We start from the raw sequence: 19,298 nt of genomic DNA on the forward strand, positions 1-19,298 counted from the left end.
TTTATAAAGACAGTCCTTGAATGATCCCGTCGATCCTGTTTTTCAGTTCAGCCTGTGCTTCAGGGAAGCCGGCTGCGCTATTCAGTTTCGTGTTTACACTGAAATAGAATTTTATCTTCGGTTCAGTGCCAGAGGGGCGGGCGGAAATTTTGCTTCCATCTTCAAGGATAAATTGCAATACGTTGGAGGCCGGGAGTTTGATGTCCCACTCTTCGCCTGTTTGCAGGTTTCGGCCGCGTTTCAATTGGTAATCGAGCAACTGCACTACGGCGATATTGTGCAGTGATGCGGGTGGATTGGTTCTGTATCTTTCCATCATGGCAGCGATCTCCTGCTGGCCGTTCATGCCTTTTTTGGTGATGGAGATCAGATGCTCCTGATAGTATCCGAACTGCACGTAGAGATCGATCAGTTTCTCGTAGAGCGTGCGTCCTTTTTCTTTTTCGTATGCTGCCATTTCGCAGAGCAGGGCTACTGCAGATACGGCATCTTTGTCGCGGAGTTGCGGCCCGATCATCAGACCATAGCTTTCTTCTCCTCCAATGATATAGTTTTCTTTTCCTTCTTTCTCTTTGATCAGTTCGGCAATCCATTTGAAACCGGTGAGCACATTGTAGCAGTTAACGTTGTAGTGTGCTGCAATATGATCGATCATATCGGTGGTTACGATGGTTTTCACCACCATGTCGTTTGGTTGCGCTACTCCTTTTGCCCTGCGTGCTTCGAGCATGTAATTGAATGCGAGTACGGCTGTTTGGTTTCCGTTCATCAGCACCCAGTTGCCGCTGCTGTCTTTGATGGCGATGCCTACGCGGTCTGCATCGGGATCGGTTCCCAGCAGAATGTCTGCATCGAGCTCCTGTGCTTTTTTAAGACCGATGCTCATGGCTTCTGCCTCTTCGGGGTTAGGATACACCACAGTTGGGAAATTGCCGTCGGGTTTCGCCTGCTCTTCCACAATGTGCACATTGGTGAAGCCGAAGGCCTGCAGCACCTGTGGTACAAGCATGATGCCACTTCCGTGGATCGGTGTATAAACTATCTTCAGATCTTTTTGCTTTGCGATCACTTCGGGATACACACTGAGGCCTTTTACCATGCTGATATAGGCTTCGTCCATTTCCTTTCCGATGATTTGGATATTGGCTTCGCCGCCGCTCCATTTTACGTCGTCAACAGAACTGATCTTATCCACTTCTTTGATAACGTTCTTATCGTGTGGCGGCACCAGTTGTCCACCATCATTCCAATATGCTTTGTAACCGTTGTATTCTTTTGGGTTGTGGCTGGCTGTGCACACAACACCGCCCTGGCAACCCAGTTTACGGATGGTGAAACTCAGTTCGGGTGTTGGTCTCAGTGCTTCGAAGAGAAATACTTTGATGCCATTGGCAGCCATTACATTGGCGGTGATCTCTGCGAAGTAGCGGCTGTTATTGCGTGGATCGTGTGCAATGGCAACTCGGATCTCGCCGCCGGGATAAGTTTGTTTGAGATAGTTGGCATACCCCTGTGTGCTCATGCCCACAGTGTATTTGTTCATGCGGTTGGTACCAACGCCCATGATTCCGCGCAATCCTCCGGTTCCGAATTCGAGGTTACGGTAAAAAGCGTCTGCGAGTTCGTTGGGATTTTCTTTCTCTAATCTGCTTATTTCATTTTTCGTGTCCTGATCAAAATTTCCATTCAGCCAGGCATTCACATTTTCCTTGATCTTTGCTTCCATACTTGCTGTTTAATGTAGTTGATCCCCGCGGGATCAAGGTTTGAAGATATTGAATTTTATGGATTGACAATCCGTGCCCTAAAACGTATTTTTGTTACATGAACCCTAAATCCTGGAGAACAACCCTTCTCCTGATGGTACTATTGGCAGCAAATATCAGGGTATCGGGTCAGATGGCGGCAAGGCCACCGGAACAGGTTATGCCCCAGGTAGACACCCCGAAGATCGTAAACCCTGATGCAGGCCGGTATCCTTATAAACCCGCAAAAGTATACCTGATTGCAGGCACCCAAGCCGCTCTGTGGGTAGGCTCCTTCATTACCCTGAACCAGGTATGGTACAAAGATTATCCCAAAACCAATTTTCACTTTTTCAACGACAATAAGGAGTGGTTGCAGATGGACAAAGCCGGCCATGCCTGGACGGCTTACCAGATGAGCCGCCTGAGCACCGAGTTGTGGAACTGGTCGGGCCTCAACCGCCGCAAAAGTGCCTGGCTGGGTGGGCTCAGCGCCATGGCCTATCAGAGTGTGATTGAAATTCAGGACGGCTATTCCTCCGAATGGGGATTCAGCTGGGGCGATATGGCCGCCAATTCCTTGGGCGCCGCCACTTTTGTTGCGCAGGAGCTGCACTGGAATACACAACGCATTCAATTCAAACTCAGCTACAATCCATACGATTACCCTACGCAGGAACTGAAGAACAGGCGCAATCAGTTGTTTGGAAAATCACTGCAGGAGCGCATGTTGAAAGATTACAATTCCCAAACCTATTGGCTCAGCGTTAACCTGCGGTCCTTTGCACAGGAAAGCAAACTTCCACTCTGGCTCAATGTTGCTGTGGGATACGGTGCCCGCGGCATGCTTGGCGGCGAAGAGAATTTCTGGAAGGATAAGAGCGGAAGAACATTCGGCCATCCGGAGATCGAACGCACCCGCCATTTTTATTTATCGGCAGACTTGGACCTCACCCGCATCCGAACCAAAAAGAAGTGGCTGAAAACGATACTCTTTGCTGCAAACAGCATCAAGATACCCGCTCCCACATTGGAGCTGGGCAGCAATGGAAAAATCAGGGGACATCTGTTTTATTGGTGAAATTGTATTTGTAACAATTGCTTACATTCGCAACAAATCAACAATATTATGGATTTGAAATCCCGCTTCGAGCAAGCTGTTGCAGATAGCAAGAACCTGTCTGACCGTCCCAGCAACGACACGCTTCTGCAATTGTATTCTTATTATAAGCAGGCCACCGAAGGGGACATCAACGTGGACCCTCCTTCCAACCCATTCGACTTTGTATCCAAAGCAAAGTTCGAATCCTGGGCAGCCCTTAAAGGCAAAACCAGAGAAACTGCCATGGAAGAATACGTAGAACTGATTGAGAAATTGAAGAATTAGATCTGAACAAAAAACATTGAATGATGAGCGCTCCGGAAAGGGCGCTTATTTTTTTTATTTGCCTGCAACCCTGCTCCATGCCCACTGCCTGAGATCGATGGCAAAGGAGTTTTTAAGCAGCAGCAATTGCACGCCAAAATAAATGGCCATACAGAGCGGAACACCTGCGAGCACCATCAGTGTATCACTGGCATGGAGATATTGCAATACCAACACCACCGGCACAAACAGCAGGCTGGTGAAAGAGGCCTGCATCCATCCTTTGAAATCGAACAGTTGAAGTACTGGTATGAGTTTCGAAGCGTAGTTGTAAGAGATGATGAGTACAATCAATTCTGCAATCAGCAGCGCGATGGCTGCTCCGGCATCCTGCCAATGCCAGCCAAGCAGCAATGCAATGGGAATGAACAATCCGTTTCCGATAAGCAGGCTCACCAGTGCCTGCCGCTCTTTATGTTGCGCGATCAATACCTGATTGCAGCAAAACAGACTCATGGATTTCAGCAGAGGAAATACACATAAGATCTGCACATTCCGAACTGCCACATCGAACTGTGGACCGAGAAACAATCTTACAAGCGGACCGGCGAGCAGTCCCAGCCCAACACACATCGGCACTGCAAAGAAAATGAGCAGTTGCAGGTTCTTCTGCATCACCTGTTGCATGCCGGTTTCGTTGCCCGAACGTTTCAATGCTACAATGCGCGGAAAGAACACCTGCAAAGAATCGGTGAGCAGCAAAGTGGTGGTGCGCAATATCTTCACGGAGAAAGCATAGAGCCCAACGGCTGCAGCGCTGCTTACCAAACGAAGCAGCACATTATCCAGCAGCAGCGTAATGCCAAATGCCAGGTTGATGGCATTGGTAACAACGGTGTGCCTCAGGTGCTTCTTCCATCCGGGTTCACCGAAACTTATCTTCACTTCTCTGAAAAGATTGATATTGTTCCATACGAGATTCACAATGGCAGCCACTACCATGATGGCGTAGTAGAGGTAATAATCATCCGGTGCTTTCACCAGCAGGAACAAAGAAGCCAATGCCAGCACCCTTGTAATCAGCGACCGCATGGTGATGTAGCGGAATTTCTCCATGCCCATGAAATACCATTCGCATGCAAAGCTGTTCACGAGCAGATAACTGAGAGAGAAAAACAAAAGCCGGATATCACCGAACTTTTGCCAGAGAATGGCTACCGAAATGCCGTAAACGATAATGGCAACAGACGAAGTGAGCACATGCAGCGTGAGCAGTTCAGACACCAGCTTATCTCTCGCATCTTTGTTTTCGCGCAGTTTGGCTACTTCGCGGATGCCGTAGATGATGATGCCGAATTCAGCGATGAAGATGAAATAATACGTGAAGCTGTCTATAAAGCTCACTTTTCCGATGCCTTCGGGAGAGAGTATCCGCGACACATACGGGATGGATACTAACGGAAGCAAAACCTGGCTGAGCGTCAGTATAAAGTTATACACCAGATTTTTGCGGATACTCATAGGCACAAACATACCAAAAGCACTTAAATGTAGTCTCTTTTGCCGAAATGATTATTTTTGTTGATATGCGCATTGGAATATTCGAGATGGATCATTTTGAAGTGGCCCATACCCTGCTGCGCCTTTTCGATCAGCCACAGCACAGGGTTTCAGTGTTTACTTATGCCGCTTCGTACAAGCAGCTGCAGGCAATGCCGGCGCTGGATCTGTCGGGATTTCAATGGATCGTAAAAGAAGACAATCAATCGAAGCGATCGTTCATTTACACTATCTACAAAAAGGTGAAGGCAGAAAAGATCGAACTGCTTTGGCTCGAAACCCTGAGCGACAATTTTATACTGTATGCGTGGCTGGCGAAAATGCTTCCCGATGTACGGATACTGCTCACCATTCACGATATCAACAACTACTTCGAATATCCTTCAAACGGAACTTTGCGCAGGTATATCCGCAATACCGGAAAAAAGATCCTTCTCAAACACATCGATGAGTTTACGGTACTCAACAGTACCATGGAAGCGCCGCTTCGTGCAAAACTTCCTGAAGGGAAAACTGTACGAACCATTCCGGGTGCATTTTTCGATGAAGGCCGGTATGTAAATCCTCCATCTACGCAACCGTACATCAATATCACAGTCCCGGGTACTATCGATGAACGAAGAAGGGATTATAACGCAGTTTTTGCATTGCTGGAATATTGCCATGCAAAACAGATTGCGGTAAGAATAACATTGCTGGGAGGCTTCTCAGAACAGTATGGGGCGGGCATTCTGCAACAGGTGAAGGAATACGCATCGGTGCATAACAATCTGTTCTGGTACGATACGGAAACGGTGGATCAGCCTGAGTTCGACAGAGTGATGGAGCAAACGCATTTTATCTTCTCTCCTACCCGCATCATCACTGTTATGGCGGATGATGTAACAGAGCAATATGGCCTCACCAAATCATCGGGCAATATCGGAGACATGATAAGATTTGCCAGACCGGCCATTGTGCCCGAAGGGCTTTTGCTGGAGCCTATGTTCAGCAAGAGTGTATTCAGGTATGCGGATATAAAAGAAATCCCGGACCTTCTGATTCGGATCCGGGACAATTCAGTTGAATATGATGTACTGAAGCAGGCAGCGCTCGAAGTTTCGCGGTTACTAACGCTGAAGAACATACGCGCACAGCATGCTGATGTATTTCATTAAGGAAGACTGCTGATGATAGTTGCGAATTCCTCAGCATTGAGTGAAGCGCCACCAACGAGACCACCATCTACATCCGGGCAGGAGAAGAGTTCCTTTGCATTGCTGCCTTTCACACTTCCACCATAGAGTACGGGGATCTGATCCGCTACTGCCTGTCCGTATTTACCGGCCAGTACACTGCGCAGGTATGCATGGATCTCCTGAGCCTGATCAGCTGTTGCAGTTTTGCCAGTACCGATGGCCCAGATTGGTTCGTATGCGATCACGATAGTTGCCACCACTTCGGCAGACAAATGAAACAGCGACTCTTCGAGTTGTTTTGCAACAAAGCTGTTCTGTGTACCTGCTTCGCGGATGCTCAGTGGCTCGCCACAGCAGAAGATGGGTGTGATGCCGTTTGCGAGCAGCAGATCGATCTTTTCTGCCAGCATCTGGTTGCTTTCGCTGAAATATTCGCGGCGTTCGCTATGTCCAACCAGACAGTAAGGTACCTGGATCGATTGCAGCATTTCTGCAGAGACTTCACCGGTATAGGCGCCGGATTTTTTGTTGTACACGTTTTGAGCAGCAATGCTGTAACCCTTACGGCCATTGAGTTTGGCAGTGGCCATAGTGAGGTATGGGAAGGGAACGGCAAAGATTGCCTGCTGATGGGCTTTCAGTTCGATATTGGCTCCGAGGATGCCATCCAGCAGTTGTTCTCCCTGCTGAAGGGTGCAATTCATTTTCCAGTTAGCTGCAGCTATTTTTTTCCGCATGTTCTATTATATTTTTTAGATATGATGTATCCAGACTATGATAATTCAAAAATTGACCGCAATCGGTTTATTTCATCATCGGTGAGTGACTGATGTTTCAATTTCTTCCAGGCCTGTATATCGGACAATGCTTTTTCGAATTCGTACTTGCTGAGTCCGCGTGTGCCCCAGGTGAAGCTGGGTATGAATTTGGGAGGAATGCCGTCTCCAAAAACATTCACGCAGATGCCGACAACAGTGCCGGTATAAAAAGAAGTGTTGATGGCAGCACGGCTGTAATCTCCCATCAGCAGCCCGCATTTCATGCCTGCGGCAAGATGTGTGTCGGATGAAGGATGCCATACGCGAACATCGGAAGCATTGTTCTTCATGTTGGAGTTGGAAGTGCCTGCTCCGAGATTGCACCATTCTCCGAGAACGGCATCTCCGAGGTAACCATCATGCGCTTTGTTGGAGTTGCCAAACACAACGCTGTTCTTGATCTCCCCTCCCATAACGCACCTGGGTCCGATGGTGGTAGCTCCGTACACTTTAGAGCCCATCTTCATGGTGGCATTTTCGCAGAGGGCAAAAGGGCCGCGGATGAGGCATCCTTCCATTACGTGCGCATCGCGGCCGATATAGATCGGTCCTTCAGTGGCATTGAGGATGCAGTGCTGCAACTTAGCGCCGGGTTCAATAAAAATCTGATCGGGATTGATGAGATGAACAGCTGTACCCCCGACAGGAATTGAACCGGCACCTGGTCTTGAACGAAGGTATTCGAAGTCTTCGCGGATTGCCCAGTCGTTCAGCTGAAAGATATGCCAGGGGTATTGAACTACTTTAACCGTGCTCCAATCCGGATTATCCGGCGAGCTGCGCAGCGATGCAACAAACGCGCGTGAAGGGAGAATATTGGCGGCAAACACCTGCGCACCTTCGGGCAATGCACTGGTATCACTGATCAGTTGAACGGCAGTGCCCAGCAGGGCTTCCCATTTTTCGCGGATGGTGAGAATACCTACACGCATATCCGCAACATGACGGATCTGTGCGAAGGGAAAAAGCTGGTTCCGGATTTCGGCATCATTGAGATAAACCGGTTGCATGAAGAAGGAATCAGGTGAAGTCCAATATTGGGAGGCCAAATGTAGTGAGCAAAGATGGTGGGACAAAAAAAATCCCCTTCCTGAGAACAGGAAAGGGAAAGTATAGCCATGAAAAACAAAAATGTTATCTTGAAATTAAGATTTTATTTTTTCTTTTCGTAACGCTTCTTGAACTTATCGATTCTACCTGCAGTATCTACCAGTACATTCTGACCAGTAAAGAACGGGTGAGAAGTAGAAGAGATCTCAAGCTTGATCAGCGGGTATTCATTGCCATCTTCCCATTTCAGGGTTTCTTTGCTTGGTGCAGTAGAACGGCTGAGGAAGGTTACGCCATTAGACATATCCTTGAAAATAACAAACCGGTAAGAACCGGGGTGGAGCTCCTTTTTCATAACTTTCTGATTTAAAAGGTTGTACGGATTTTGCCGTACAATTTAATTATTTGCAAAGCCGCAAAATTAATCCTCGGCCGGCGCTCTGCCAAATTAAATTTATTTCGTTACTCTTCCAATTTCCGGACAACAATATACTAAAAATTGACTAACATCAACCCTGGAGGGCATAAAACGGCAATTTTTCTTGAAAGATTGCCAATTTCTGTTTACTGGGCATAAAAGAGAAAAGCATCGGATCATTCATATGCTTGCGTGAGCTTACATATTTTCTGAACCAATGCTTTCCGTTAACCACCTTCTTTTCTTTTTACAGATTTCTGGCGATTTTGTATACTAAAGTTACGTTATTGAGTACGGGCAATCCAAATTTTGAAATGCACCTTTTATGCACCTGGATATGCACAAAACGTACTAGCTACGCATATTTTCGTACTGAAGGGCGAGGTCGAGTTCTGCATTGCGGCAGAGGGCAATCACCTCCTGAAGGTCGTCGATTTTTTTACCTGTTACACGCACCATATCGTCGTGAATGGCAGCCTGTACTTTCAGTCCGGAGTCTTTGATCAGTTTTACAATCTTCTTGGCATCTTCCTGCTTCAGTCCGTTTTTCACTGAAACATCCTGCTTGGTGTATTTTCCGCTCTGATAAGGATCTTTAGAAAAATCGAAAGCCTGCGGAGCAATACCCTGCTTGTGTGCCCTGCTGATGAGCACATCTGCGATCTGGCGGAGCTTCATATCATCATCCGCTTCCAGCTTGATCTTGTACTCTTTTTTATCGAGATCAATCACCACATGCGCATTTTTGAAGTCGAATCGGTTGGTGATCTCTTTGGTCACAACATTTACGGCATTGTCCAATGCCTGGGCATCTACTTTACTAACGATGTCGAATGAAGGCATAACAACAAATTTGTGCAAATCTAAGGGAAGCCGTTATTAGTAACAAAAGGGTAATAAAAGAGAAGTCCCCCATGGAAATGGGGGACGTTAACCAAAACTAACTGCTTATGAGAAAAACTTGAATGACTGTTTGTAAGATGTACAACGCTTGCGCGCGTTACACATATATATGACTACTGAAAGGCAAAAAAGTTTCGAAGTTTACTGTTAAAATTATTATAAAGGCCGGATTATGGTTGCTGAGCCGGGCTTTCACAATAGCTCAAAAGCAACAAAAAGAGCGTCTCAGGAATGAGACGCCCGTGTTTTTTCAAACTATTAATTAAAACAAAACTCACTTTATTCTCCTGAACGAACCCTGCTCTGTTCTTCACTGGCACTGCGTCTGCGCTGACTTCCGTTGCCGGCTGCCTTTCCGAAACGATAGTTGAAGTTGATGCTCCAGATACGGGTATCGCGGGTATTCTTGAATGAAGCATAGGTGCTTTTGAAGTCCATATCTCCTTTTGCCAGCTGAGTAAAGAAGAGATCCCGCACAGATAATTTGATGCTTCCTTTTCCTTTCAGTACCTGCTTGCTAACTGCTGCATCTACACGTGCCATTTCGCGAAGTCTGATCTGACCTTCGAGCTGAGGACCGGAATACCATCCGCTGAGTTCCGCACCCCAACCCTGATCGAAACGGAACTGGTTGTTCAGTTTTACGAAAAAGTTGTTGGCTTCCATGTTGAGCGTTTCGCCAGTGGCTGCGATCAGTCCGGATATCTTTGTGTAACCATAGCTTGCATACATATTGGTGCTGTACCATTTTGTAATCTGCCATTGAAGGTTCATGCTGGCTACAAAGTTCTGACGCTTTCCGTAGTTGCCTTTCTTCACAATGGTTGCGAGCGGATCTTCACCATTCTCTACCTTACCCTGATCGAATGCTTCGTTCATATCGTTCTTCGATTCGCTGTACTGCAGCGAGGTGGTGAGCATGCTTTTGTAAATATGGTTCAATTCAAAGGTGGTAGCGTATTGCGGACGAAGGAACGGGTTACCTCTGCCGTATGTGAATTTATCGATGTAGAAGAGAAAAGGATTCATATCCTGATAAGCTGGTCTTTCAATTCTTCTGCCGAAGTTCGCACCAAACTGATGCTTTTCGCTGGGTGTATAGCTAACGTACACAGTAGGGAAAAGACTGTTGTATGAGTTGTTAAAAGATGAGTCGGCTTTTCTTGCATTGCCGAACTGATGGCCTTTGTAGTTGGTGTTTTCAAAACGAAGTCCCGATTGAACACTCCATTTGTCGCTGAACTTATGATTGAAGTTCACATATGCAGCATTGATGTTCTCACGATAGTTGAAGTAGTTCGTTTTACCGTAATCGACAGTATAGTCGATAGCATGGCTGTTTCTGAATCCGAGGAAATAGTTGGCCTTGCTGTCGTTTTCCACGAAGCTGGTTTTCCAACCTGCTTCTACGCGGGTATCTTTTGTAATAGGATGAACATAATCCAGCTTCGCAGATCTGATATCGATGCTGGCAGGCATATCGCCTTTCAGCAGTTCTTCAGCGTTAGGATCTCCGTTAGGAAAGCTGGTGATATTGTCGAAATCCTGATCGTTGGCAGCTTTGTAGCGAATGTAATCGAGATCGATGGTCAGTTCACGGCCGGTAGTATCGAACTGATGGCGGAAATTGAGGTTGATGGCTCCGTTCTTCCAGTTTTCTTTGGAATCCGAAAGAGCAACCAGTGTAGAATCCACCGTTCCTTTAGGCGATTTCATTTCGCTGTAATTGTTTCCGAGCGACAGTTCTTTGTTCAGAAAACCGGTAAGCACTATGCCAACTGTGGTTGATTTGCTGATAGAGTAATCCATTCCCAGTTTCAGGTTATGGTTTACGTAGGTTCTCTTCTGATAAGAAACCTGATCGAAGATGTTGGTTACTGCGCTGCGGTCTTTGTTGTAAAAAGAACGGTGGATATCCAGCTGCTGGAAGTTATGGGTGTTATCGAACCCATAGTTTGCAAAAAGGTTGAACTTTTTGTTTCTGTAATTCAAGGCTATACTTTCCCATGTTCTGAAGTATTTGCCCTGGCCGGCTCCCACGTTTACGGAGCCATTGAAGCCGCGGGCTTTGTTTTTCTTGGTCTTGATATTGATGATGCCGGAATTGCCGGCTGCGTCGTATTTGGCGGGAGGATTGGTCATTACTTCTACCTGATCGAGCTGAGAACTTTGCATGCCGCGAAGCATGTTGGCAAGATCGGCAGCGCTGAGATAGGTAGGGCGGCCATCGAGCAGCACCATCACACCCTGCTTGCCTTTGAGGCTGATATTTCCGTCTTTATCTACCTGAACACCAGGCACTTTCTCCAGTACTTCCAAAGCATTGGTTCCGATATTGCTGATGGTGGCGTCTACGTTCACTACGGTACGGTCTATCTTCTGCTCCACTGCTGGCCTGGAAGCAACAACGGTTACACTGCCGAGCTCTTTGGTGGCAGCAGTGAGAGTAAATACAGGAAGCTCAATGTCAGTACTATTGGAGCTGATATCGAAATTTTTAGAGTAGGTAGAGAGATGCCCGGTTGCTGAGATCTGAACAAAGAAGGTTCCGGCTGGTAATCCGGTTATTTGAAAGCGGCCGTACTGGTCGGTGGCCAGCATGGCTACGGAACTTGAGTCGGTTTGTTTCAGAACAGAAACGGTAGCGGCAGCTAAAGGAGCCTGCCTGTTATCGAGCACTTTGCCCGAAACTTTACCGGACTGAGCCTGAGTAAAGCTGGCGGATCCAAGGGTAAAAAGGAAAAGGATGAATACGTGTAAATTTCTCATGGCGGTTGAAGTTTCTATATAGTTAAATACTTTGTTTTAATTATTACAGTTCAAAAGTAGGTACTTGGTTTAGCATAGTACAGTATTATGTATGTGAACGGTTGATAATTTGGATGACCGGAAATAATAGGGAACAGTGGTTTGACGTGGGAGGATTGTGTAAGGTTACAGTTGGAAGGAAAAATTTGAGTGCAGGCTTTTGGGGTGGATGATTGGTTGGCAACCTGTTATCCCGCGGGCGGGCGGAAAAATCTGCCGGACAGAGTAGATTTTTTTGGGAACATTGGGAAGTAGCATGTGACTATAGTGCTGAACCAGGACTGTGCAATAACAGATTTTAAGACCCTACCGCAGGATAACAGTTTGCCGGTAATCGCTGAAGGTGCACCTGAGTAGACTCACTGTATGGATATTTCCATTCATCCTAAGGAGGGGGAATATGGGGGCTCGCTGCGCAGGCAGGAGTTTCTATGAAGCATGTTTGCGTCTGACTATTGGCTATTGGAATAGATGATAAAGCATACCCCAGAATGGCCTGATAGCCTTAGCACTTGCCCTACAGCAGCTGGGACGGGACGGAATATGATAACCCGGCATTGCAATGTGTTGCACGAAAGTATAGCATTGAACCACTGCCCTATCCTATTTCCCTAAGCCGATCGGAGATTCCACTCTGCCTGGCACATTTCACGCCGGTGTTGTCATATCCCGACCCGGACCGGCCGCATCAACCACACAGCCCTGAAATAATAAAGGATGCCTCATACATTGAGACATCCTTTACTTAATGTGTCTTTATCGATCTAAGACAATACTCAATTATTTAAGCATCCTGCTTCTTCTTTCTGTTTACAAAGAAATACAATGCGAGACCGGCGAGTACCAATCCCGTAGAGATCAGCTCGGCCTGCGTTGGATGGAATCCTCCGATATCATATTTGGTATTCACACGGATCTTCTCAACGAGGAAACGTTCGATGCCATTTACGATCAGATAAACGGCAAACATGCTGCCGGGTACCGATAATCTTTTTCTGAATGCCCAGAGTATGAAGAAGAAGATCAGGCAGACAACTGTTTCGTAGAACGGAGTTGGAAATACCGGTATGGGAAGATGGCTGCAATATTGATCGTCCACACAACCGGGAATGGGCGTACCCTCATTGATTACGTTGTGCGGATAGGTATAGGCCACCATCCAGTCGGGAAGCCACGATGGAGCTTTCACACTCGTGTGATGCACTTCGTCCAGACTGGTTACATTGAATGTTTTGAGATAGAAATTCTTATTGCTCTCCAGTGCCTGGTTGAAGGTTGTGGTATCGGCCAGTACAGCCTTGCTGTCTGGTCCGGTTACATAAGCGCTGTTGAGTATGCCCCAGTCGCCATCACCAGCAACCTGACAACCAACACGGCCTAATGCGTAAGCCAGCAAAAGTGCCGGTGCTGCAGCATCTGCGAGGTGTTTGAAATTGATCTTATGTTTTCTGGCGTAGAAATAAAGTGCGAGCGCTGCACAGATCAAGCCTCCATAGAAGGTCAACCCGCTGAAAGAAAGCAGTGCTTCGATGGGACTCTTTACAAACTCGTTCCAGTTTTCGAGGTTATGGAAAACTTTGGCCCCGAGAAAACCAAAGAGCGCTGAATAGATAATGATGTCTCCTACTCTGTCGTGTGGCCAGATGCGGATCACACGTTCTTCGGGCTTGGGAAGTTTTTGCTTTTGCTTTTCCCACCATTTCAGTCCGGCCATCAGCAAACCGAGAATGATGCCCATCGGCAGGTTACCTGCTCCAGAGAAAATGAACGCCTGCGGATCTGCACTGTGTTCTTTATCGGCAAGGAATAATCCAATGATCTTATACCCGAGAATAAAGCCGAGAATGAAGTTGAGCAGCATTTCGGTGATGCTGGCAGGCTGCCCTACCATAATCTTCACTTCTTTGCCGGATAACAATCCTGCCCTCTCCTTCCGTTTCAGTTCGCGCGTAAGCACCCAGGCCCCCGCCAAAAACGACAGTGCAACAAAGAAGCCGAATGAATTCACGAATCTCAGGCCGGGAAGCTCCAGACCGAAGAGATCTCTAAAGGCATAGTAAAGGTTAGGATACATGCAATATGAAGTGTTGAATTATAGGGTTTGATGAGTTCAGTGTGCAATGATAAGAAAAAAAACCCTCTCATGAATGAGAGGGTCATCACTATGAACAAAGCTGAACTAGTCAGCATGATTCCTTAACAGTGCTGATCAAACGCCGCAATCAGGTTGTGTGCGATCATTTGAGCAGGGCGGCCTTCAATCATGTGGCGCTCGATGAAATGCACCAGTTCTCCGTTCTTGAACAGCGCAATTGCCGGTGAAGAAGGAGGATAAGGCAGCAAATGCTCACGCAATTTCTTTACTGCATCTACATCGAAACCAGCAAAGCTGGTCGTAAGATGATCGGGTTTCTTAGCTGAATTGGCCACCGCCATCAATACACCAGGTCGTGCAGAACCTGCTGAACAACCACATACAGAGTTGATCATTACCAGGGTGGTGCCTGACTGAGACAGCTGAGTATCTACTTCTTGCGGAGTGAGGAGCTCTGAAAATCCATTTTCAGTCAGCTCTTCTTTCATCGGAATAACTATTTCTGCGGGATACATTTTGATTTGTTTTGATTCATTTCCTAAAACACAAAACTATCGAAAAAGGTTGATACGTAGTTTATGGATTCGAAATCAGCCATTTTGACTCGCCAACCTAACCGTTTCGGCCATTTTGACTTATCGCTTTTCAGTTTTCTGCATCTCCGGCAGCAAAAAAGCTGGCATTGGCCAATGGTATGCCATTTGATCTCTGTTCTGCGTAATTCAAAATTTCAAAAAACAAACAAATTAATACCATGACATTCGTAAAGCTTAACAACAGACCCGTAGCAAAATCAGTATTCGATGAGTTATTCGATCATATCCCCAACACATGGAAAGATGGTTTTCACTACCCTCCTGTGAACGTATTCGAATCGACCAACGCATTCGATATCGAACTGAGTGCTGCCGGATTAGCTAAAGAAGATTTTCAGTTAAACCTCGAAAATGGCCTGTTGACCATCGCATTCGAGAAAAAAGAAGCCCAGAAATCCGAAGATCAGAAAGTGATCAGAAAAGAATTCAGTCAACGCAGCTTCAAACGCAGTTTCAATCTCGACGAGCAGGTTGATGCAGAGAACATCTCCGCTAAATACGAGAACGGTGTACTGAAATTACACCTGCCCAAAAAAGAAACAGTGAAGCCGTCCACCAAACAGATTAATATTCAATAATTGAAATATTAAAGAAAGGTTAAAATCCCTTTTCATACAGCCCTGCCGACTCAAACACGGCGGGCAAGGTAAGCAGTTGGTTTTGGTTTAAGCCCCATCCCGGTTTCTACCGGGATGGGTTTTTTATTGTTTTGTGTTAACTTCGGACCCGATTACAACAACATGAACATCACATGGTGAAAAGCCGAATAGTCCAAAACATTCTGTTGGTTATCTTCCTGATTAGTCCTGTAGCACAGCTTTTTTCACAGGAAGTTCGTGTGGATACGTTAAGGAAACACACAGATACCATTCCAATTATCCACGATTCAGCGGATGTGGCCCTTCGCATCAAAAACCTGAATCCCTACGTAACACTTCCCGTAGATTCAACACTCAACTACAGACTGGAGATCAATAAAGACCAGACGAAATACTACTGGTACCTCCGCAACTCTCCCGTTGGCCTCCGCATCAATAAAGACAATGGTCAGCTCACCTTCAAAGCCGAGAAAAGTTATTTCCTCTCAGGAAGGCTTCGCTACGATCATGAATACAAGGTTTTCCTCGGTGTTCAGAATCTCGATAATCCTGCGGACCGGGTAGATACTTTCTTCTCCATATTATTTTACAATACCGAGATCATACCCAGCAGGCTGAAACCATCGGTGAGCTCTACCCTTTGGGTGGATGAAGGCGATACCGTTGCCTTTAAAGTGCAGTGTGAGAACGGAAACTTCCCTATCGAGAACATCACTTTCTACGCCAATATGCCGCTGAAAGTAGTTTCGCAGGTAAAGAAATGCGACGACGACTTCGTGTGGGCCGTGCCCTTCGATTTTGTGAAGGACACCGACTCCGGAAAAGTGAAAATCCTGAATCTCACTTTCGTAGGAGCCAACAAGTTCATGAACAAAGACACGGCAGGTGTAAAGATCATCGTACGCGACGCACTCAATTATCCGATTGCTGTGCAGGATTACAATCTTGCTGTACGAAACATCAACACTTATATCCTGCAGCTGAAATATTCTTTCCTGCAACTCGATAAACGCGTTCGCGGCACCAAAAATACCCGCACCACTTTCGATATCACCGGCTCCACCACCGCCCTCACAGGCAGTATCCTCGCCTCTTCTACCGGCGAAGGCAGCCAGAAGGTTGGCAAAGTGCTTCCCAGTGTAGGCGTTTCACTGGTTCCTATCAAAGAGGCCATCGCTCCTCAGAAAGTGTTCGATCAGAACCAGGCATCGCTGGTGCGCACTTCCATCAAAAGACTGGAGTACATGGTTCGCGACAATACCCTCGTGGGTGAGCGCGATCCCAATATTTCGCAGAAAACTGCGAAGCTGAAAGATGAACTGAAACAGATTCAGATACAGCTGATAGATATTCCGATCGTAGATGCCAACGACATGACCGAAGAAGAGCTCAACGAATACTTCAACAGCCCCAAAGTGAGCAAGAAGTACAGACTGAAGAAATAATCCGGACAATAAAAAACCGGGACGAGCCCGGCAGATAATTTACATACACCAATTACGATACTAACAAGGAGGGCTATTCGCAGCCCTCCTTTCTTCTTGTATCGATCAGGTACTGTATTTTCCATTGACCATTAAATCTCACCAGCTGAAAAGAATTCACACCGCAGTGACTGAATTTCCCATTGTAGTAAAACTTGTAGGGCGTCCACACCAACGCGAGATTATCATCGATTTTGATGGTCTCGAATTTTATCTGCTCATCAGCAGCGCCTGCAGCCTGTTTGCCAACGAAGTCGGCAAAGAATTGCACAGTAATATTTCTGATGCTCACTTTACCATCTTTTGAAACTATTGTCTGAAGTATGGCGCTATCTGCAAAAGCAGCTTTCACTTTTGCAGCATCACCCGCTTTCATTCCTTCGAACAACTGATTTACGGTTGCCTTTACCGGTTCTTCTGCATTCTGTTGTGCCTGCAGATTAGCAAAGTGTAAAAGCATGATTGTTAATAGAACTACAATTCGATCCATGTTAAAGATTTTAAGGTTTTCTGGCAAACTACTTGGCTTTATAAATATAAAACCAGCAAAGTATGAAAGCCCCAGTTTTTACATCAACGGTTGCCGCTCTTACCCTGGTAACGGTAATGTTCAGCAGCGCTTCGGCCAACAGCAACCTCATCAATTCAAGCGAAGAAAAAAACGCAGTTAAAAAGGAAGTGACTATTTATCCCTCTTCCACAGCTGCGAACTTTGATCAGCCCGGTTACAGAAGGTATCCGCTGATTATTGTAAGAACACCCGGACTGGCCATCACCATTGGCGATGACGGACGACGTTGCTACCGCAACCCGGCCGGTTATTACTACTGGGAAGGCAGAGACGGAAGGTATTATCTCGACGAAAGGTATGTACGTTATGTAGATTACGACAGACGTGCGTACCGCGACTGGGATTGCGACGACCGTCATTATCACAAGAAATGGAAGAAGCATCGCCGCTACGATGACGATTGCGACGACGATCGCGGACGTGGACGTGGTCATGGGCGCGGACATGGCAGAGGTCATGATCGCGACTGGGATGATCGCTAACAAATGATATGAACCGGCTCACTGAAAAATACAAACGGGATATGTTTTGAAACATATCCCGTTTTTTTATGCTTACATCAAAGCAGCTTAGTATCCTAAGATCTTCAGCATGCTCTGCGCACTTTGTTCTTTGGCATAAACCCAGTCTACGAGCTTACCATTCTTATCGTGCCCGATAATTACATGCTTGGGCGACGGAATGAGGCAGTGTTTGATACCACCGTACCCGCTGATCTGATCCTGATAAGCCCCTGTATGGAAGAAGCCTACACGCAACGGCTCGGCGCCATTGGTCTTGGGCAGAAACACTTCGTTTACGTGCTCTTCAGAATCGTAGTAATCGTGACTGTCGCAGGTGATACCTCCGAGAACTACCCGCTGGTACTCACTGTCCCATTTATTCACGGGAAGCATCAGAAACTTCTCACCAATACCCCAGGTGTCCGGCAATGTAGTGATGAAAGAAGAATCGATCATATACCAGTTCTCACGATCGTTCTGTACTTTCTCTCCGATTACGCTGTAAATATGCGCCATGCTTTCGCCAACGGTGTAGCTGCCAAACTCCGTGAAGATATTCGGCATCGGCACGTTGTTCTTTTTGCAGGCCTTTTTGATATTGCCAACGATCTCGTTGATCATGAACTGATAATCGTATTCGAAACCAAGCGAGTGCTTGATGGGGAATCCGCCACCGATATTGATGGAATCGAGTTCAGGACAGATCTTCTTGAGCTGGCAATACAGGTTGATCACTTTATTGAGCTCACTCCAGTAGTAGATATCATCCTTAATCCCCTTGTTGAGGAAGATATGGAGCATCTTCAGCTGAAAGCGATCTTCGTTGCCTTCGATCTTATCTACATAGAACTCCAGCACGTCGCGCGCTCTGAATCCCAGGCGGGATGTATAGAACGGGAAAGTGGGTTCTTCTTCTGCTGCGATGCGGATACCGAGTTTGAAGGGAACTTTTACGGACTTTTTATAGTTCAGCAGTTCGTCTTTGTTGTCGAGAACCGGAATCACATTTTTGAAACCGCTGTTAAGCAGCTGGGCTATACGCGTGGTATAGGACTTCTGTTTATAGCCGTTGCAGATGATGAAGGTTTCTTTGTTGATCTTTCTGCGGGCGTACAGTTTTTTAATGATCTCGATGTCGTACGCATACGAGGTCTCCAGATGGATGTCGTTCTTCAGTGCCTCTTCCACTACAAAAGAGAAATGGGAACTTTTGGTACAATAACAATAATTGTAAGTTCCGGTGTAGCGGTGTTTCTTGAAAGCATTCTCGAACATCTTCTTTGCCTTCTTGATCTGACTACCGATTTTAGGAAGATAGCTGAGTTTAAGCGGCGTTCCGTATTTATCGATCAGCGCGTTGAGATCGATTCCGTTAAAGAAGAGTTTGCCGTCTTTAACATCTATGCCTTCCTGGGGCCAGTTGAAAGTCTGCTTTACCAGGTCCGCATAAGAGTTGTTCATGAACTGATTCGGATTGCTGATGGCTATGAGTTTTAATGATGAAGTAAAAAGCACATACCAAAAAAGTTACACAAAAGTAAATGTTTGTACGGTTTTACAAATAAAAAAAACCGGGCAGATGATCTGCCCGGCTTTGTATCGTT

Annotated in this window: 17 protein-coding genes; 6 read left to right on the forward strand and 11 right to left on the reverse strand. The window is 46.4% G+C overall.

What is annotated here, in order from left to right; genetic code table 11:
• Position 1 precedes the first annotated feature (1 nt).
• Positions 2 to 1,726, reverse strand: coding sequence for a phospho-sugar mutase (locus tag HHL16_RS11290; protein WP_169425310.1), 1,725 nt, complete (start codon positions 1,724 to 1,726; stop codon positions 2 to 4).
• 98 nt (positions 1,727 to 1,824) lie between these two features.
• Here HHL16_RS11290 and HHL16_RS11295 point away from each other — a divergent pair, with 98 nt between their 5' ends.
• Complete coding sequence (locus HHL16_RS11295; RefSeq protein WP_169425311.1) at positions 1,825 to 2,826, forward strand: DUF2279 domain-containing protein; 1,002 nt, start codon at positions 1,825 to 1,827, stop codon at positions 2,824 to 2,826.
• Positions 2,827 to 2,874: 48 nt separating this feature from the next.
• Positions 2,875 to 3,132, forward strand: coding sequence for an acyl-CoA-binding protein (locus HHL16_RS11300; RefSeq protein ID WP_206022385.1), 258 nt, complete (start codon positions 2,875 to 2,877; stop codon positions 3,130 to 3,132).
• A gap of 54 nt (positions 3,133 to 3,186) precedes the next feature.
• Here HHL16_RS11300 and HHL16_RS11305 read toward each other — a convergent pair whose 3' ends face one another.
• A complete protein-coding gene (locus tag HHL16_RS11305) occupies positions 3,187 to 4,632 on the reverse strand; it encodes an oligosaccharide flippase family protein (RefSeq protein ID WP_169425312.1) in 1,446 nt (481 codons plus the stop codon).
• 65 nt (positions 4,633 to 4,697) lie between these two features.
• Here HHL16_RS11305 and HHL16_RS11310 point away from each other — a divergent pair, with 65 nt between their 5' ends.
• Entirely contained in the window at positions 4,698 to 5,828 is a 1,131-nt protein-coding gene (locus HHL16_RS11310) for a glycosyltransferase (protein ID WP_169425313.1), read from the forward strand.
• Here HHL16_RS11310 and tpiA read toward each other — a convergent pair.
• The 7 genes from tpiA to HHL16_RS11345 all read right to left on the reverse strand — a co-directional run bounded on the left by tpiA (position 5,825) and on the right by HHL16_RS11345 (position 14,456).
• Positions 5,825 to 6,586 (reverse strand): triose-phosphate isomerase, encoded by a 762-nt coding sequence (gene tpiA / locus HHL16_RS11315; RefSeq protein ID WP_169425314.1) that lies wholly within the window; start codon positions 6,584 to 6,586, stop codon positions 5,825 to 5,827. The two genes, HHL16_RS11310 and tpiA, sit on opposite strands and share 4 nt — an antisense overlap.
• A gap of 35 nt (positions 6,587 to 6,621) precedes the next feature.
• A complete protein-coding gene (locus HHL16_RS11320) occupies positions 6,622 to 7,677 on the reverse strand; it encodes a putative sugar nucleotidyl transferase (RefSeq protein WP_169425315.1) in 1,056 nt (351 codons plus the stop codon).
• A gap of 143 nt (positions 7,678 to 7,820) precedes the next feature.
• A complete protein-coding gene (locus HHL16_RS11325; RefSeq protein ID WP_130540053.1) occupies positions 7,821 to 8,072 on the reverse strand; it encodes a type B 50S ribosomal protein L31 in 252 nt (83 codons plus the stop codon).
• A 414-nt stretch (positions 8,073 to 8,486) separates the two neighbouring features.
• A complete protein-coding gene (locus HHL16_RS11330; protein WP_169425316.1) occupies positions 8,487 to 8,978 on the reverse strand; it encodes a YajQ family cyclic di-GMP-binding protein in 492 nt (163 codons plus the stop codon).
• A 339-nt stretch (positions 8,979 to 9,317) separates the two neighbouring features.
• The gene (locus HHL16_RS11335; protein ID WP_169425317.1) at positions 9,318 to 11,807 is read right to left on the reverse strand and encodes a TonB-dependent receptor; all 2,490 of its coding nucleotides are present in this window, start codon (positions 11,805 to 11,807) and stop codon (positions 9,318 to 9,320) included.
• Between the two features lie 823 nt (positions 11,808 to 12,630).
• Complete coding sequence (locus HHL16_RS11340; protein WP_169425318.1) at positions 12,631 to 13,920, reverse strand: prolipoprotein diacylglyceryl transferase family protein; 1,290 nt, start codon at positions 13,918 to 13,920, stop codon at positions 12,631 to 12,633.
• 122 nt (positions 13,921 to 14,042) lie between these two features.
• Positions 14,043 to 14,456 (reverse strand): BrxA/BrxB family bacilliredoxin, encoded by a 414-nt coding sequence (locus tag HHL16_RS11345; RefSeq protein WP_169425319.1) that lies wholly within the window; start codon positions 14,454 to 14,456, stop codon positions 14,043 to 14,045.
• A 239-nt stretch (positions 14,457 to 14,695) separates the two neighbouring features.
• Between HHL16_RS11345 and HHL16_RS11350 the strand changes: the two genes are divergently transcribed.
• Positions 14,696 to 15,115, forward strand: coding sequence for an Hsp20/alpha crystallin family protein (locus tag HHL16_RS11350; RefSeq protein WP_169425320.1), 420 nt, complete (start codon positions 14,696 to 14,698; stop codon positions 15,113 to 15,115).
• Between the two features lie 206 nt (positions 15,116 to 15,321).
• Entirely contained in the window at positions 15,322 to 16,581 is a 1,260-nt protein-coding gene (locus tag HHL16_RS11355; RefSeq protein ID WP_240966097.1) for a hypothetical protein, read from the forward strand.
• A 73-nt stretch (positions 16,582 to 16,654) separates the two neighbouring features.
• Here HHL16_RS11355 and HHL16_RS11360 read toward each other — a convergent pair whose 3' ends face one another.
• The gene (locus HHL16_RS11360) at positions 16,655 to 17,080 is read right to left on the reverse strand and encodes a nuclear transport factor 2 family protein (RefSeq protein WP_240966098.1); all 426 of its coding nucleotides are present in this window, start codon (positions 17,078 to 17,080) and stop codon (positions 16,655 to 16,657) included.
• A gap of 92 nt (positions 17,081 to 17,172) precedes the next feature.
• Here HHL16_RS11360 and HHL16_RS24825 point away from each other — a divergent pair, with 92 nt between their 5' ends.
• The gene (locus HHL16_RS24825; RefSeq protein WP_206022387.1) at positions 17,173 to 17,673 is read left to right on the forward strand and encodes a hypothetical protein; all 501 of its coding nucleotides are present in this window, start codon (positions 17,173 to 17,175) and stop codon (positions 17,671 to 17,673) included.
• A gap of 87 nt (positions 17,674 to 17,760) precedes the next feature.
• Here HHL16_RS24825 and HHL16_RS11370 read toward each other — a convergent pair whose 3' ends face one another.
• Positions 17,761 to 19,155, reverse strand: a complete 1,395-nt coding sequence (locus tag HHL16_RS11370; RefSeq protein WP_169426446.1) for an arginine decarboxylase — start codon at positions 19,153 to 19,155, stop codon at positions 17,761 to 17,763.
• Between the last annotated feature and the right edge of the window lie 143 nt (positions 19,156 to 19,298).

Source organism: Pseudoflavitalea sp. G-6-1-2 (genome assembly GCF_012927185.1).
Classification (GTDB): Bacteria; Bacteroidota; Bacteroidia; order Chitinophagales; family Chitinophagaceae; genus Pseudobacter.

Coding starts and splice junctions, on each gene's coding strand:
- HHL16_RS11290 (WP_169425310.1), bottom strand. CDS start 1,726: ATGGAAGCAAAGATCAAGGAAAATGTGAATGCCTGGCTGAATGGAAAT.
- HHL16_RS11295 (WP_169425311.1), top strand. CDS start 1,825: ATGAACCCTAAATCCTGGAGAACAACCCTTCTCCTGATGGTACTATTG.
- HHL16_RS11300 (WP_206022385.1), top strand. CDS start 2,875: ATGGATTTGAAATCCCGCTTCGAGCAAGCTGTTGCAGATAGCAAGAAC.
- HHL16_RS11305 (WP_169425312.1), bottom strand. CDS start 4,632: ATGAGTATCCGCAAAAATCTGGTGTATAACTTTATACTGACGCTCAGC.
- HHL16_RS11310 (WP_169425313.1), top strand. CDS start 4,698: ATGCGCATTGGAATATTCGAGATGGATCATTTTGAAGTGGCCCATACC.
- tpiA (WP_169425314.1), bottom strand. CDS start 6,586: ATGCGGAAAAAAATAGCTGCAGCTAACTGGAAAATGAATTGCACCCTT.
- HHL16_RS11320 (WP_169425315.1), bottom strand. CDS start 7,677: ATGCAACCGGTTTATCTCAATGATGCCGAAATCCGGAACCAGCTTTTT.
- HHL16_RS11325 (WP_130540053.1), bottom strand. CDS start 8,072: ATGAAAAAGGAGCTCCACCCCGGTTCTTACCGGTTTGTTATTTTCAAG.
- HHL16_RS11330 (WP_169425316.1), bottom strand. CDS start 8,978: ATGCCTTCATTCGACATCGTTAGTAAAGTAGATGCCCAGGCATTGGAC.
- HHL16_RS11335 (WP_169425317.1), bottom strand. CDS start 11,807: ATGAGAAATTTACACGTATTCATCCTTTTCCTTTTTACCCTTGGATCC.
- HHL16_RS11340 (WP_169425318.1), bottom strand. CDS start 13,920: ATGTATCCTAACCTTTACTATGCCTTTAGAGATCTCTTCGGTCTGGAG.
- HHL16_RS11345 (WP_169425319.1), bottom strand. CDS start 14,456: ATGTATCCCGCAGAAATAGTTATTCCGATGAAAGAAGAGCTGACTGAA.
- HHL16_RS11350 (WP_169425320.1), top strand. CDS start 14,696: ATGACATTCGTAAAGCTTAACAACAGACCCGTAGCAAAATCAGTATTC.
- HHL16_RS11360 (WP_240966098.1), bottom strand. CDS start 17,080: ATGCTTTTACACTTTGCTAATCTGCAGGCACAACAGAATGCAGAAGAA.
- HHL16_RS24825 (WP_206022387.1), top strand. CDS start 17,173: ATGAAAGCCCCAGTTTTTACATCAACGGTTGCCGCTCTTACCCTGGTA.
- HHL16_RS11370 (WP_169426446.1), bottom strand. CDS start 19,155: ATGAACAACTCTTATGCGGACCTGGTAAAGCAGACTTTCAACTGGCCC.